Here is a 15,445-nt window from a genome sequence, read left to right as displayed (position 1 = left end):
TTTACCCCTGCATCATTATAGTGCGCGCCTTTCGCGCTCCGCAGGCATGAATAAACGCCCACAAGGCAACCAATAACGACACATCAGGGATAGCGGAGCTCCCCAACTCTGCCGTAATCCGGCAGCGACCAGGAGAATGCAATGTCCAGGGTGCAATCCACCTTCTGGATGGCGGCACTGACAGTGGCATGCGTGGCCACACCGGCCCTGGCTGACAATACCCAGGCCGAAATCCGTCGTCTTCAGGAACAAATCAACTCACTCAAGGCCGCCACAGCTAGCGAGTCTGCCCGTCGCCTCTCTCTGCCTTCGCTGGCGGTCTTCGGCAAGGTCAGTGTTGATGCCATCTACGATGACCGTAATGCAGGTCTCGATGAATTGCTCATCCCCAGTACCATCCCCACTGGCGATAATGACCAGCAGAACTTCGTGCTCCATGGCAAGAACAGCCAACTGGGCGTGCGGGTAGGGGAGAAGAACGGTCCGCACATGGTGTTTGCTGCTGATCTTTTCGGCAGCATTGATAGATACGAGTTGCGAATCCGGGATTTTTACTTCAAGCAGGGCGGCTTTCAGGCTGGTTATGGCTTCACAAAATTGCTTGATGGCGCTGCCTGGCCGCTCACTCTTGATGCACAGGGCCCCAATAGCGCCATCTTTGCCCGTCAGGCGGGTGTCAGCTGGCAGGGCGACAATGTGTTTGTTGCCGTTGAAGATCCCAATAGCGAAGTCTATGACCCGCAAAACCTGAGCAGTGCCGCGGGCCGTCGTCCCGATGTAATCGTGGGCTGGCAACAGGCCATGTCAGCCGGTCATGTCCGGCTGGGAATGGTCAGCCGAGAGATCGGTGTGGAATTCGCCAACGGTGATCAGGAGTTCGCTCAGGCGGGCGGGGCGGTGCTGAGTGGCTCACTGAGCGCCGCCGAAAACGTCCGACTGCTGGCCAGCGCAAGTGCCGGCAAGGGCTTTGCCCATTACTACAATGACCTGTCCGGATTCGGTGATGGCGGCATGGACGGCTATGTCTTTGCTGATGGCCTGGAAGCCCTGGAAACCGCCGGCGGCTATCTCGGTGCAGAATGGCAGATGGCCCAGGACTGGACACTGGCCTCCGTGGCTGGGCAGATCGACATTGAATCCGATGATCGCCTGCCAGATGAAGCTATGCGCCGTACCCGCTATGGCACGTTGTCACTGGTGTACCAGCACACCCCAAGGCTGAGTTATGGTGCGGAAGCTTCCTATGGCATGCGTGACAATCAGGCAGGAAAGCGGGCGGAGGTTCCCCGTGTTCAGCTCAACTTCACCTACCGGTTCCTGCACGAGAATCGCAACTGATCAGTGCCGGTCCCAGGACCAAGACACCGCTCAAACACACTTGTGGGAGCGTGCCTGCACGCGATGAGGTATCTCAAACCGCACCATCGTCTGCAGGCAGACTCCCGCAGAAGAGAATAATCCAGCCACCGTAGGAGTCAGCCTGCTGGCGATACTGGAGCTGATCAGAACCATCCACGCACCAATACTATCCACACAAGGGCGTCTGACCGAGCCCCCAGCTATTCAGTATCATCGAGTCCCAGGCTGGCATCGAATCCTTTAGGCCTGGGAGTCACCTTGCGTGTTGAGTAGTCAAAAAACACAAACCCCGATTTGGCACGAAAGACCTCAGAACCATCCTGCTGCCGGGTAGCCCGCAGCAGCATGTCACCGCCATATTTATTGATATCCGCCATGGCGAGCTCCAGGTTCAGTTCGTCACCATGAAAGGCTTCGGCAATATACATCAGCATCAGGTCGGAATTGACGATGCTGATGCCATCCACCACGCATCCCGGAAAGCCCAGGCTAGCAAACCAGGCGTCGCGGCAATCACCAATGATGGTGACCACCTTGTCGTGGGCGAGGTGGCCGGCAATGTTCTCGTGGTCTTTGCTGATGACCATGCTGTAGTGAAAGATCGGATTGTCAGGAAACTGGATATTCACTCGCATGCCGGTTCTCGGGCTGGGTTGCGGGAAAAGTGTTGTTTAATACTCGTGTAGCCACAGGCGTACGCCAATATGTGGCCAGGCGGGTGTGATGATACAGGAGGGGATCCACATATTGTCCGCTGGCATGACTCACTGAATCATCTCAAATACTCAATTTAACATGTATGCACACCAAGTGGTGTATTTTATTATGATAATCAATCGGGTAGCACGAATGCCGTGTCAACTGTGCGCGACGCAACCGCTGCATCCCTGTTACATTATTGGTGGCGCCGGGCAGGGGATCACAAAATCTCTTTACCGACCGGACCATCGCTAAGCCACTCGCGGTCTTCCTCGCTCAGTGCGGTATTCTCTGGTGTACAAGCTGCCAACATCTCTTCCAAGGTCGGCATGGGCTTTGGGCGAATGATCAACTGCTCATCAGTCAGTTCCATATCAACGATACTTCCCACATCAAGACCAAGATGCTGCAAGACAGTTTTAGGGACTCGAAGTCCTGCGCCATTACTAATTTTCTGCACTTTCAATTTCATAAGCACCTCACACATTGGGTGTAACCTCAATTTAAATAGATAAATCACCCGTAACAACCATGTGGTAGTGATGGTCAAGAATTTAGCCATGCAATATATAGAGGTTCGGCCACGGACAAATAACTATGGATCTTCTGTTGTTTGGCGATTGCAATGATTTCACTGTGTGTGCACAAATGATCGGACAGAGGCTCAAATAGAGGGTGCCGGCGATCAATCCCTGATAAATAGCGATTAGCCCACTCCTCAAGTCGCTGGAACTCCTTGCTGTTTTCGTCGGGCGAGCCAATTGTGTCTGGAATAATCTGGTTCAATAACGCATATACCTGCCCTTGGTTCGTGGCGTGCAGCTCTGCTTCCTGCCTTGGCAAGCAGCACTTCTTGTATTTAACCCCGCTACCACATGGGCATGGCGCATTTCTTTGCAGGTGAGACATTCTCCACCCAAACGGAAAATGGGTATTATAGTCCGTGGATGCTCAGGCATCAAAAAATGATAGTTCTCACTTTTAGGTGAGACTTCCATGAGCAATGCTCGTCTTCAGGCATTTGGCGCAAAGGTTAGAGCAATGCGAAAGCAGAAAGGCCTATCCCAAGAGGAGCTTGCAAGTTTAGCAGGCTTGGACCGCAGCTATATGGGTCACATTGAGCGTGGCGAAAAGAACATTACTCTGCTCAAAATCTACCAGATTAGCGACGCTCTCTCGCTTCCTGCTGCTATTTTTCTAACCGATGAATGATATTCCTATCATGTAGAACCGGTATCAGGCTTTAATTCACTATTTTCGTTCAAGCGGTTTTGTGTCGTCAGGAAGTTGTAGGGGGGAGGGGAGGTTGAATTCATTCTCCAAGAACTCATCTAGCCGCTGCGCGATACGGAAGGCCTCCGCATTCTCCGATCGCTTGCCTTCAAGGTTTTAGACCTGGCAAATGAACTTGCGATGGACTATCTACAGGATGACCCGCTTGCCGGGTCTGAGCAAAACACGATAAGAAGCCCACGCTTAGCGAACCGCACATTCTTCCCAATGGCGTTCATAGCTGTAACGTCAGCCTTGCCTATCTGGGTTTGTATTGGTGTTTGTTTTTTCGCCCAACAAACTGCCGGAAAAGAAAAGCAAGGCACCGGTGACAATAGCAATATCAGCCAGATTAAAGGCCGGCCAGTGCCAGTCCCGCCAATAGAAATCAAAGGAATCCACAACGTAGCCGCGAAATATTCGGTCAATCAGGTTGCCCATGGCGCCACCGAGGATAAGACTGTAAGCGAAGGCTTCTCCTTTATGACGATTTTCAAGAATCAGCTTGATCAGGAAAACCGAGACCACCACCGCGATTCCGATTAAAAAATAGCGCTGCCAGCCTCCGCCATTCGCAAAAAGACTGAATGCGGCACCGGTGTTCCATACGTGCACCCAGTTAAAGAACGGGGTCACTGAAATAGACTCGCCATAGGCCATTGATTGCTGCACCAGCCACTTTGCAGCCTGATCTGACGCTGCCAGCAGGCTCGATATGGAAAACAGGGCATACGACGAGTGCTTGTTGCCAATAATGAGCAATTATTTAACCCTTCAACGCCAGAATACGCCTGGCCCCGTTAAGTACAATGACTCCCGATATGGTGCCGATAATCAGATCCGGATAATTGGACCCGGTCCACGCGACCAGGGCGCCGGCGGTGATGACCCCCAGGTTGATCACCACGTCGTTGGCCGAGAATATCCAGCTTGCCTTCATGTGCGCCCCGCCTTCCCGATGTTTGGATATGAGCAGCAGACAACTGGTATTGGCAATCAATGCGACGAATGCGATAGCCATCATCACCAGCGATTCAGGCTCACTACCGAATACAAAGCGTCTCACCACCTCTACGAGCACGCCCACAGCCAAGATCAGTTGCAGTACACCAGCAAGATGCGCGGCACGTACCTGCATTTTCACGCTATGTCCAACCGCATAAAGGGCAAGCCCGTACACCGCCGCATCGGCAAAATTGTCCAGGGATTCTCCAATCAGGCCGGTGGACTGGGCGATCAGACCGGCAGTCATTTCCACCACGAACAGAAGTGCATTGATGCCGAGCAACCAGCGCAGGGTCCCGGATTCTTGCTTAGCAGAAGCTGCCGAAAACTCGGCGGCCTTGATGGTCTCCGGATTTGCAGCGACGGTTTCCTGAAGCGAGGCGCCTAGCCCCAAGGTCTTCAGTTTCGAGGTGACGGGCTCGACCTCGCCGTCATGCACGACCTTCAGCCGGCGGTTCGACAAGTCGAAGGACAGCGCCCGAATCTCCTCAAAGCCGTTCAGGGCTAGGCGAATCATTCGTTCTTCTGATGGACAGTCCATCTTCGGCACGGCATAAACACTGACCCATCTCCCTGGCGCCTCGGAGGAGGCCTGTATATCGGTATCCGCTGCGGACGTTGCATCACCGCCACAGGCGCCACCACAGGATTTGCTCATGATACGACTCCACTTGAACAATGTTGTGGTACCATTTAAAACTATAAAGCTACTATAAGGTCAATAGAGTAAAGAATCCGTTGGGGAGGAGGCTGATGCGCATTGGTCAGTTGGCGCAGTTGGTAGGGGTCGAAACACAGACGATCCGCTTCTATGAACAGCAGGGCTTGTTGCCGCCGCCTGATCGGCAGGACAACGGTTACCGTGTCTATACCGAGAAGCATGGTGAGGGGCTGGCCTTCATCCGTCGCTGCAGAATCCTGGGCCTGTCACTGGCTGAGATTCACGAACTACAGAGCTATCAGGACGACCCTCATCAGCCTTGTACCGCCGTCAACGCCTTGCTCGATGATCACATCTCTCATGTGCGGTCGCAGATAACCGCTCTGCAAGCGCTTGAGAAACAACTCGTTTCACTGAGAGCGAGTTGCAACGATGACCGGGAAGTTGAGGCGTGTGGGGTTCTTGCTGGAATTAACGAAGGAAACATGCACCAGCAGTAGGTGAAGCATCAACCAGATAATTCGATGAGATGCCGGTCTGTCTCACTCTCATGCAAAGGTAAGATCAACTGAATCGCCACCGGTTTGCTAGACACCTTTCAGCCATACAAAATGGTGGCCGCCGTACTGATAATCTCCTCAGGCTTAACGTAGCCCTGTACGTGGTACAGGCCCAGCTCGCTCGAATATCCATAGAAACTCCAAAACGGCATGAAAAAGCCCGCACAAGGCGGGCTCTGGCATGCAGTGAAAGGGGGGGGGAGTGTAAAATTCATGATCAAAAGCATCGGTTTGCTGTTTTGGGTTGCAAGTAGAGCAAGTAGTGTTAGTGGGTGTAGATTCAGTATCCTTCAGGAAAAGCTCATTATAGAGCGGTCGAGATTGAACAGGCTGGACGAGACTCCAAATCATCATCCCAACTATTGATGAATTTGACTTGAAGCATAGAGAATGGAGGGTGAAGGTGTCAGTTGTCTGACAGGTCGCCGAATCGATCAGAACCAGGGATTACAACAACTGCAGTAAGGCCTCCTACCTTACTGGACGTGTAATGAACCTGTCCCTGATAACGCTCAACTATTGCGTGGACAATAGCCAGCCCCAATCCATGACCGGGTGTTTGCTCGTCCAGCCTCAATCCTCGCTTGCCCAATTGTGAGTGGGCTGTTTCTGATACGCCCGCTCCGTCGTCGCTGATGATAATTTTTAACTGCTCTTGATCTTCACTCAGCGTGAGCTCCACCCAGCGGGATGACCATTTGCCTGCGTTATCCAGCAAGTTGCCAAGGATTTCGTTCAGATCATGCTCCTCGACAGGCCAGCGATGGTTTTCAGGCAGATCCGTTGACAATTCAAAAGATTTATCGGGGTAGAGGCGGCCAAGCATCCACAGCAGATCCCGGGCCTGTTTGATCGGACATACACTTTGGCCGACCTGTGGACCCGCAAACCGGCTTCGCCGCATTTCGGCCTCAAGCTGAGCATCTATGTCGTCGAGGCGCGCCGCCATTTCCCATCTCAGCTTCTCATCGAGCGGGCGACTGGTGTCTTCCAGGATCTGTCTGACAGCCGCTATGGGGGTTTTCACGCTGTGGGAAAGGTTGGCAAGTGCGTCACGGGAGCGTTCCAGCCGGTCATCCAGTGAATCCAGCAGTCGATTGAGTTGCCGGACGAGGGGCTGGAACTCCTCCGGGCCGTCTGCGTTAATACGGGAGAGCTCGCCTGACTGAAGTTTTTTCAGGTTCATCTGAAGGCCCGCTATTGACCGCAGGGCCAGAGTGATTCCCAGCCATATGCTCCCGATCATCAGAATGACCAGTAAAACCGAGACGACGGCAGTCCAGATATGGAGTTTGGCCTGGCTCCGATGAAGCGCCTCCATATCCTCGGCAACAATGATCACGAAGGGGTTTCCGTCGACCGTGAAGGCACGGCGATACCCAAGCATTTGGGAAGGCGCAGATGGTACCTCAGCATCCCTGGCTCTCACGGCTCCCTCCTGCCCGGAGGTGAGCAACGGCCTCAGAATCGGAGTCCAGGTCTCCGGTGAGATGGACTGCCCAGACGGAGAAGCGATGGCGATGGCGAAGGCGTGGAGGAGCACTTCCTGAAAATAGTCGCCGGTCTGGAGTGTATCAATCTGGCCACCGGATTGGCGGATCTGGTGTTCCAGAAAAGCTACCTCATCTTTCAAGCGGCGTTCTACTAAGTCCATGGTCATCCTCTCCAGCAAGGCCCCATGGATGATCCAAGCCAGTGCCATCAGACCAATACCGGCCGGAAGTAGCAGAATCAGGAGCATCCCCCTGACTGAGCGAGGTCTAGCGGCTATCGGCATCGAACAGGTACCCTTGACCACGTCGGGTCTTGATGGTGTCCGGTCCCACCAGCTTCCTGAGCCGCCGCACATACGCTTCGATCACGTTCTCGCTGGGTATGTCGTCGATGCTGTATAGCTGGTCGAGAAGCTGTTCTTTCGAGAAAACCTGCCCGGGACGACTCATCAGACATCGGAGCAAACGGAACTCCGTACCGGTCAGGCTATGTTCGGTCTCGTCACCGGCCCTTAACGTCTGGCGATTTTCGTCCAGCTCGAACCGGCCCGCTGTCAGGGTATCCATTATTCTGCCTTCGCTTCGCCGGACGATGGCGTGAAGTCGGGCAATCAGCTCTTCGGTCTGGAAAGGCTTCGCGAGGTAATCATCGGCGCCGGCCTTCAAGCCATTGACCTTGTCCTGCCAGTCTCCCCTGGCGGTCAGGATCAACACCGGGAAACTGACCTTATGCGTCCGCCACTGTTTCAGTACGTCCAGGCCGTTGCCGTCGGGCAGGCCCAGGTCAAGAATACCGGCGCGGTAACTTTCCTGCTGCCCGAGGTGCCGGGCTTCCCGCGCTGTACGGGCGGTATCCACGCTGAAACCGGCCTTTTCCAGTTGGGCGCTTAGCCCATTTGTCAGCAGGTAGTCATCTTCCACCAGAAGTAATCTCATTCCTGAACTGCCTTTCTAAATTGAGCATCAGAGTCCGTCAGTGTCGCTGCCCAAGCTGAATTGTGCCAGAACAAAAAATAATTCCGATTTTCAGCCTGGATTCAGGTTGCTGAGCGATGGTAGCAACCGCTTCTGGATATTGCTCAAGTTTTGAGTGAGACAACCCGGCCCTCAGGGCCAAAGCTGTTCAAAGGAGAAGATATATGACCGTATCAAAATTCCTCGTTGCTGCCGCAACTATCTTATTGTCGGCGACCACCTTTGCCGCTGGAACCCATGGTGGAGGACATGATCACGGCGCTGCGAGTGGTGAGCCCGGCAAAGCCTCAGAGGCCAGCCGAACCATAACAGTCGAAATGTACGACAATTACTATGAACCGGGATCAATCATCGTAAGCCCCGGGGAAACGGTGCGGTTCGTGGTGGAGAACAAGGGGAACCTCGTTCACGAGTTCAACATCGGCACACCTGAGATGCATGAGGGGCATCAGGAGGAAATGATGATGATGGTCGAACATGGCGTCATCCAGGGCGGAAAGCTCAACCACGACATGATGGAAATGGACATGGGGAACGGCCAGTCCATGAAACACGACGACCCTAACAGCGTCCTGCTGGAACCGGGCCAGAGGCAGGAAGTTATTTGGAAGTTTTCCGATAACAGCAATATCGAGTTCGCCTGCAACGTGCCGGGTCATTACCAGGCAGGGATGTACGGTGACGTCAAGGTCCAGTAACTGAGTTCACTAATGGGGCGTTGATCCAGTGGGCTTGTAGGTATTTATTTTGAGGGTTCTTAGTGAAGAGCGATTTGGAGCAAAAAGTATGAACAGCCGTTTAGGTTCAGTGTTGTTAAGCCTGCTGATGTCTGCATCGGTCATGGCTGGCGAATATAATCTCACGGTTGATCGGGTCGAAATTGACACCGGCGATTTCGTGAAAGACGGCATCGGTTATAACGGTGCATCTCCCGGGCCGGTGATGCGCTTCAAGGAAGGCGAAAACGTCAAGATCAACGTGACCAACAACCTGGATGAGATGACTTCCATTCACTGGCACGGCCTGATCCTTCCTTTTGATCAGGACGGTGTGCCTGGTATCAGCTTTCCAGGCATCAAGCCGGGTGAAACCTTCACCTACGAATTTCCCATCCAGCAGGCTGGTACTTATTGGTTTCACAGCCACTCCGGTTTTCAGGAGCCGGATGGCGCCTACGGTTCCATCGTTATCGAACCTGAGGGACGTGAACCGTTCCGCTACGATCGCGAATACGTAGTTCAGCTAACCGATAAGCACCCGCACTCCGGTGATCGCATCATGCGTAACCTGAAGATGATGCCGGACTACTACAACCGCGAGCAGCAGACTGTCGGAGAGTTTTTCTCTGACGTGTCCGAGAACGGCCTGATGAACACCGTTCGGGACCGTATGGCCTGGGGTGGCATGCGGATGATGAAAGCGGATGTCGAGGACTTGCAGGGTTTTACAGGGCTGATCAACGGTAAAGGGCCGGATCAGAACTGGACTGGGCTTTTTGAGCCGGGCGAACGCATTCGGCTGCGTTTCATCAACTCCTCGGCGATGACTTACTTTGATATCCGGATCCCCGGTCTGGACATGACCGTTGTGCAGGCTGATGGCAACAACGTTCAGCCGGTTAGTGTGGACGAGTTCCGGATCGGTGTGGCGGAAACCTACGATGTGATCGTCCGCCCGAAAGGTGAGCAGGCCTACACCATCTTCGCCGAATCCATGGGGCGTTCGGGCTATGCCAGAGCGACACTGGCCCCAGAAGAGGGTATGGAAGCGTTCGTGCCGCAACTGCGTGAACCGGCCCGCCTGACTATGGCTGATATGGGCGGTATGTCCGGTATGGACCATGGCGACATGGATATGAATAGCTCAGAAGGGATGTCCGGAATGGATCATTCTTCGATGGAGGGAATGGATCACGCAAACATGAGCAACATGGACCACTCAAATATGAAAGGAATGGATCATTCGGGCACGTCCGGCATGGACCATGGTTCCATGGCGATGGGAAAAGAAGGTCCAAGCGACCCCTTCTATGCGAAGGGAAGTGGCCTCGTCCCCACGGCAGCCAATGGCGGCAAGTTCCTGTCCTACGCTGACCTCAAGGCCCAAGATCCACTGTATGAAGACCGCGAACCGACTCGAGAAATAGAGCTTCGTTTGACCGGCAATATGGAGCGGTACACCTGGAGTATCAATGGCGTTAAGTACGAAGATGCCGATCCGATCCGCCTGAAATATGGTGAGCGGGTCCGCTTCAAGTTTGTCAACGAAACCATGATGACTCACCCCATGCACTTGCACGGTATGTGGTCCATTCTAGATGTTGGCGCAGACCAGTGGAATCCGATCAAACACACGGTCAGTGTGCAGCCCGGCACCACCGTTTACATGGAAACCGAAGTCGACGAGCCAGGCCAATGGGCGTTCCACTGCCACCTCTCTTACCACGCGGCCGCTGGTATGTTCCGTAAGGTGATTGTTGAAGGTGGGCCAGAGTCGACGCAGGCCAAAACAGACGCGGCTGCTGAAGAAGGAGGTGAGGCATGAGTTGTATTCGATCACTTGTTGCGGTCAGTTTCTTTGCCTCTATCGGATTCTCAACGGCGGTGACAGCTCAGGAAATGATCTCCGACACCACCGCTCGTAAACAGCCGCTCACAACCTGGGGTGTTCAATTCGAGGAGTTTGAATACCGCTACAGCGACGATGACGAGGAACTGGGCGTCTGGAATGCGGATGCTTTCTATGGCACCGACGAGTTCAAAGTCCGGTTGCTCACAACCGGGGAGTACGAGATAGAGGAGCAGGCCTACGAAACACTGGAAAACCAGCTGGTCGGCCAGATCCCCATCTCCAAGTTCTTCGACGCCAAAGCGGGCGTACGTTTCGATACGCCCGAGGGGCCGGACCGTACATATGCCGTTCTCGGTGTAGCCGGGCTGGCTCCCCAATGGTTTGAGATCGATGCAAACCTGTATGTCAGTAAGGATGGCGATACGTCAGCCGAACTGGATGCAGAGTACGAGCTGCTTCTCACCAACTACTGGATTCTGGCGGCAACGCTGGATGCCACGGTTGCGTTTAGCGAGGACCGGGAAATTGGCGTTGGTAAAGGACTGGTTTCTACCGAAACCGGACTCAGGTTGAGCTATGATCTGATCGACCGTGCGTTCTCGCCTTATGTGGGCGTGGTGCATGAGCGCAAATACGGCGATAGTGCCGACTTTGCCGAAGCGGACGGCGGCAGTACAGCAGATTGGTTTGCTGTGATTGGAGCGCGCATCGCACTCTGATCAGGTACTTAGGGGCTAAAGATATTTCTTTGGCCCGTTTTTCTCGACATTGATGCAATGTGAGATCTACCCAAGCCAGCATTGGCTATTTATTGAGTATCAAACGCCGTTCAAAACAACAGGAGGTTGTATGAGCAGCACGCACGACAGAACCACGCGCTATCAGAAAGGCAGTCTTACACTTCCGGGAACTGTTATGCTGGGCACCGGTGTCATGATTGGCGCCGGTATCTTCGCCCTTACCGGGCAGATGGCGCAGATGACTGGCGTTCTTTTCCCGTTGGCGTTTCTGGCCGCGGCGGTAATCGTAAGCTTCAGTGCCTATTCCTACATCAAAATTTCCAATGCCTACCCGTCAGCCGGGGGCATAGGCATGTACCTGCACAAAGCCTATGGCAATCGGTTACCGACGGCTTTCAATGCTTTGCTGATGTATTTCTCGATGGTGATTGCCCAGAGCTTTCTTGCGCGAACCTTCGGTTCTTACACCATGCAACTGTTCGATGGCGATGAAAGTGGCCGCATGGTGCCCATTCTTGGCGTCTCACTAATTCTGGCCGCGTTTCTGATCAATCTGTTGGGCAACCGAATGATTCAGGGCGTGGCTTCCTTTATAGGTATCCTGAAGATCGGAGGCATTCTGGTTTTCGGGCTGGTGGGTATCTGGATTGCCGACAGTGTTTCTGTTGATTTCTCTAGCCCCGGTGAGGCTGGAACCTTTGGCAATTTCCTGGGGGCAACGGCCCTTGGCATTCTGGCCTTCAAAGGTTTTACCACCATCACCAACAGCGGCTCGGAAGTCATAGACCCCAAGAGAAACGTGGGGCGAGCGATTATTATTTCCATCGCAGCCTGCGTGGTGATCTACACCCTGGTCGGTTTCGCCGTTGCCAGTAACCTGTCCCTGGCGGAAATCATCAAAACGCAGGACTACTCTCTGGCGGCCGCTGCGCGTCCCGCATTGGGCGACTACGGCGTCTGGTTTACCGTCGCCATTGCGATGATGGCCACCGCCGGTGGCATTCTGGCCAGTATTTTCGCCGTCTCACGCATGTTGGCCATGCTGACTGAAATGAAGCTGGTCCCCCACAGTCATTTCGGCATGCCCGGTAGCATCCAGAAGCACACGCTGGTTTATACCGTGGTGCTTGGGCTTATCCTCACGGCCTTCTTCGACCTGTCCCGAATTGCAGCGCTGGGCATCATTTTTTACCTGATCATGGACATTGCTATCCATTGGGGCGTTCTGCGCTATTTACGGGAGGATGTGAAGGCGAATGTGTGGGTGCCCACGGTGGCAATTGTTCTGGATTTGCTCGCTCTTGGTGGCTTCGTTTGGGTCAAACTGAATACTGACCTGTTTGTTATTGGCGTGGCGGTTGTCACCATGATTGTTATCGCAGTGGCCGAGCAACTGTTCCTGAAAAAGGCCACAGAAGCCGAAGAAGCGGGACACAAAGAATCTCATGCTCATCATCACTAATCACCAGAACTCGATAGGGAGGGATCGGCCATGACGGCTGAGCACACGGTCAAAGATCCTGTTTGCGGCATGTCGGTGAATCCACACTCGGCGGAACATCGCAGCGAGCATGGCGGGAAAACCTGGTATTTCTGTTCTTCGGGGTGCAAATCGAAGTTTGACGGCGACCCGGGACACTACCTCAGTGGAGAACAGAAACAGGACGAACCCGTGGCTCCGGGCACCATGTACACCTGCCCGATGCATCCGGAAATTCGCCAGCAGGGCCCCGGAGATTGCCCTATCTGTGGTATGGCCCTGGAGCCCGAGCAGGTAAGTCTGGATGACGGGCCCTCGGCAGAGCTCAAAGACATGACCCGTCGATTTTGGATTGGCCTGGTGCTGGCCCTGCCGGTATTGGTGCTGGAAATGGGCGGACATCTCACCGGCCTTGACCAGATCGTTGCCCCACAAATGTCCAACTGGATTCAACTGGTGTTGGCGACGCCAGTAGTGGCCTGGTGTGGCTGGCCTTTCTTTGTCAGAGGCTGGAAGTCCGTCGTCAGCCGCAATCTGAACATGTTCACGCTCATTGCCATTGGTACTGGCGTGGCGCTGATCTACAGCCTGGTGGCGACACTGGCGCCCCAGATTTTCCCCGACGCCTTTCGGCAGGAAGACGGTTCTGTCGCCGTCTACTTCGAGGCGGCTGCGGTCATCGTGGTGCTGGTTCTGTTAGGCCAGGTGCTTGAACTGCGGGCCCGGGAGAAAACCTCGGGCGCGATCAAGGCGCTGCTGGATCTGGCACCGGCGACGGCCCGAAAGCTGGATGACCAGGGCGACGAGTCCGATGTGTCGCTGGATCAGGTCAAGGTGGGTGATCGCCTGCGAGTGCGCCCGGGGGACAAGGTGCCGCTGGACGGTGAGTTACTTGAAGGCAGCTCCAACGTGGATGAGTCCATGGTGACCGGTGAGCCTCTTGCAGTCAGCAAAAAGTCTGGCGACCAAGTGATTGGCGGCAGTATTAACCAACAGGGCAGCTTTATCATGCGGGCCGACAAGGTTGGCCGGGACACCATGCTTTCCCAAATCGTGCAGATGGTGGCCAGCGCCCAACGCAGCCGCGCACCGATCCAGGGGCTTGCCGATAAGGTGGCGAGCTGGTTTGTGCCCACCGTGATCCTAATTGCCATTGTTGCCTTTATAGCCTGGTCATTCCTTGGGCCGACACCGCCCATGGCGTTCGGGCTGATTGCGGCGGTCAGTGTTCTGATCATTGCCTGCCCTTGCGCACTGGGTCTGGCAACGCCGATGTCGATCATGGTAGGTGTTGGCCGCGGCGCCCAAAGTGGTGTGCTGATCCGCGATGCGGAAGCCCTTGAACGCATGGAAAAGGTAGATACGGTGGTAGTGGATAAGACCGGCACGTTGACAGAGGGGCAGCCACAAATCACCCGAATTGTTACAGCGAATGGGTACGATGACGATGCTTTGATGCGTTTTGCGGGCGGACTCGAGAAAGGCAGTGAGCATCCACTGGCCCACGCCATTCTGGACAAAGCCAAGGACATGGAGCTGAAGCTGCCGGATGCGGAAGACTTCGATTCTCCCAACGGTAAAGGGGTAACAGGAAAAATCGACGGCAAGCGGGTGCTGCTTGGTAATCGTCTTCTCATGGAGTCGGAGAATGTCGACACCACTAGATTTGACAGCGATGCCGACGAGCATCGCAAAGATGGTGCTACCGTGATTTTTGCCGCCGTCGATGGAAAAATCGCTGGGCTGTTGGCCATCTCCGATCCCATCAAGAGAACGACCCACGCTGCTATTGTCGCGCTGCAAAAAGACGGCATTCGAGTGGTCATGCTGACTGGCGATAACTACACCTCGGCCGAGGCGGTTGCTCGCAAATTGCATATCGATGAAGTGGAAGCGGAGGTACTGCCGGAAGATAAGGGCAAGATCGTCCAGCGTCTGAAAGATGAAGGGGGTGTTGTCGTGATGGCGGGTGATGGCGTTAACGACGCGCCTGCATTAGCAACGGCGGACGTGGGGGTGGCCATGGGCACCGGCACAGATGTGGCCATCGAAAGCGCGGGCATTACGCTGCTGCGCGGCGACTTGATGGGTATTGTAGAAGCGCGTCGTCTGTCGCTGGCGACCATGCGCAATATCCGACAGAACCTGTTCTTTGCTTTTGTGTACAACTCCGCGGGCGTTCCGATTGCGGCGGGGGTTTTGTACCCGTTCTTCGGGATACTGCTTTCACCGATCTTCGCGGCTGCTGCAATGTCGCTGTCGTCTTTCAGCGTGATTGTGAATGCATTGCGCCTGCGAGTTATCAAGCTTGGCCCTAAGTAATAATCGCTGGTGCCGTACACTATTGATCGAACCATAGAAGATGCTGATTTTGAGGCGATTGACAAACGAGCGCGTCAGTCTCTCACGGATAACTGCTTCGGGGTGCTGATCGAAATCGACGTCAAAACCACGATGAAGGAGAAGCTGGGCACGGAAATACCTGCCTACCGGATCTTTGGGCATGCAATCCTAGGCCATCGGCGTGGAGCCTCGAGTAGGGGCTATTTTGCCATAGCTGGCGCCTTAAGCGACTTCATCCGTGATCTGTTGACCGTGATCAAGTTCCACGGGGTTTGCTCAGCCCGTTC

Annotated in this window: 15 protein-coding genes; 8 read left to right on the top strand and 7 right to left on the bottom strand. The window is 54.5% G+C overall.

The genetic code is table 11. The features are described from left to right. Positions 1–141: 141 nt before the first annotated feature. Positions 142–1,338 (top strand): hypothetical protein, encoded by a 1,197-nt coding sequence (locus tag HF945_RS07860; protein ID WP_290525181.1) that lies wholly within the window; start codon positions 142–144, stop codon positions 1,336–1,338. Positions 1,339–1,559: 221 nt separating this feature from the next. On the opposite strand, the gene HF945_RS07855 is transcribed toward HF945_RS07860, so the two are convergent. The 3 genes from HF945_RS07855 to HF945_RS17380 form a co-directional block, all read right to left on the bottom strand. After that, positions 1,560–1,994, bottom strand: coding sequence for a thioesterase family protein (locus HF945_RS07855; protein WP_290525180.1), 435 nt, complete (start codon positions 1,992–1,994; stop codon positions 1,560–1,562). Between the two features lie 284 nt (positions 1,995–2,278). Next, positions 2,279–2,530 (bottom strand): AbrB/MazE/SpoVT family DNA-binding domain-containing protein, encoded by a 252-nt coding sequence (locus HF945_RS07850; protein WP_031226830.1) that lies wholly within the window; start codon positions 2,528–2,530, stop codon positions 2,279–2,281. 74 nt (positions 2,531–2,604) lie between these two features. Next, positions 2,605–2,967: an SEC-C metal-binding domain-containing protein gene (locus tag HF945_RS17380; protein WP_011588652.1), complete on the bottom strand. Its 363-nt coding sequence runs from the start codon at positions 2,965–2,967 to the stop codon at positions 2,605–2,607. Positions 2,968–3,054: 87 nt separating this feature from the next. On the opposite strand from HF945_RS17380, the gene HF945_RS07845 reads away from it, so the two are divergent. Beyond that, the gene (locus tag HF945_RS07845) at positions 3,055–3,270 is read left to right on the top strand and encodes a helix-turn-helix transcriptional regulator (RefSeq protein ID WP_011588651.1); all 216 of its coding nucleotides are present in this window, start codon (positions 3,055–3,057) and stop codon (positions 3,268–3,270) included. A 309-nt stretch (positions 3,271–3,579) separates the two neighbouring features. On the opposite strand, the gene lspA is transcribed toward HF945_RS07845, so the two are convergent. Beyond that, positions 3,580–4,092 (bottom strand): signal peptidase II, encoded by a 513-nt coding sequence (gene lspA / locus HF945_RS07840; RefSeq protein ID WP_290525179.1) that lies wholly within the window; start codon positions 4,090–4,092, stop codon positions 3,580–3,582. A 4-nt stretch (positions 4,093–4,096) separates the two neighbouring features. Next, positions 4,097–4,993 (bottom strand): cation transporter, encoded by an 897-nt coding sequence (locus HF945_RS07835; protein WP_011588649.1) that lies wholly within the window; start codon positions 4,991–4,993, stop codon positions 4,097–4,099. A gap of 95 nt (positions 4,994–5,088) precedes the next feature. Here HF945_RS07835 and cadR point away from each other — a divergent pair, with 95 nt between their 5' ends. Beyond that, positions 5,089–5,496 (top strand): Cd(II)/Pb(II)-responsive transcriptional regulator, encoded by a 408-nt coding sequence (gene cadR / locus HF945_RS07830; protein ID WP_290525178.1) that lies wholly within the window; start codon positions 5,089–5,091, stop codon positions 5,494–5,496. A gap of 466 nt (positions 5,497–5,962) precedes the next feature. Here cadR and HF945_RS07825 read toward each other — a convergent pair whose 3' ends face one another. Both HF945_RS07825 and HF945_RS07820 read right to left on the bottom strand, forming a co-directional pair. Continuing rightward, entirely contained in the window at positions 5,963–7,210 is a 1,248-nt protein-coding gene (locus HF945_RS07825; protein WP_290525177.1) for an ATP-binding protein, read from the bottom strand. Positions 7,211–7,316: 106 nt separating this feature from the next. After that, on the bottom strand, positions 7,317–7,985 hold the full coding sequence (locus HF945_RS07820) for a response regulator transcription factor (protein WP_007151491.1): 669 nt from the start codon (positions 7,983–7,985) through the stop codon (positions 7,317–7,319). A gap of 203 nt (positions 7,986–8,188) precedes the next feature. On the opposite strand from HF945_RS07820, the gene HF945_RS07815 reads away from it, so the two are divergent. From HF945_RS07815 to HF945_RS07795, 5 genes are all read left to right on the top strand, one after another. Then, a complete protein-coding gene (locus HF945_RS07815; protein WP_039926258.1) occupies positions 8,189–8,722 on the top strand; it encodes a plastocyanin/azurin family copper-binding protein in 534 nt (177 codons plus the stop codon). Between the two features lie 88 nt (positions 8,723–8,810). Further along, complete coding sequence (locus HF945_RS07810; RefSeq protein ID WP_007150118.1) at positions 8,811–10,568, top strand: copper resistance system multicopper oxidase; 1,758 nt, start codon at positions 8,811–8,813, stop codon at positions 10,566–10,568. Then, on the top strand, positions 10,565–11,314 hold the full coding sequence (locus HF945_RS07805; protein ID WP_035460407.1) for a copper resistance protein B: 750 nt from the start codon (positions 10,565–10,567) through the stop codon (positions 11,312–11,314). The genes HF945_RS07810 and HF945_RS07805 overlap by 4 nt, the downstream gene beginning before the upstream one ends. A 130-nt stretch (positions 11,315–11,444) precedes the next feature. Further along, positions 11,445–12,797: an APC family permease gene (locus HF945_RS07800; RefSeq protein ID WP_081737601.1), complete on the top strand. Its 1,353-nt coding sequence runs from the start codon at positions 11,445–11,447 to the stop codon at positions 12,795–12,797. Positions 12,798–12,827: 30 nt separating this feature from the next. Next, the gene (locus tag HF945_RS07795) at positions 12,828–15,137 is read left to right on the top strand and encodes a heavy metal translocating P-type ATPase (protein ID WP_290525176.1); all 2,310 of its coding nucleotides are present in this window, start codon (positions 12,828–12,830) and stop codon (positions 15,135–15,137) included. Positions 15,138–15,445: the final 308 nt, after the last annotated feature.

It is taken from the genome of Alcanivorax sp. (assembly GCF_017794965.1).
Taxonomy (GTDB): domain Bacteria; phylum Pseudomonadota; class Gammaproteobacteria; order Pseudomonadales; family Alcanivoracaceae; genus Alcanivorax.
Note: the sequence above shows the minus strand (reverse complement) of the source record. Positions and strands in the feature narration are given on the sequence as shown.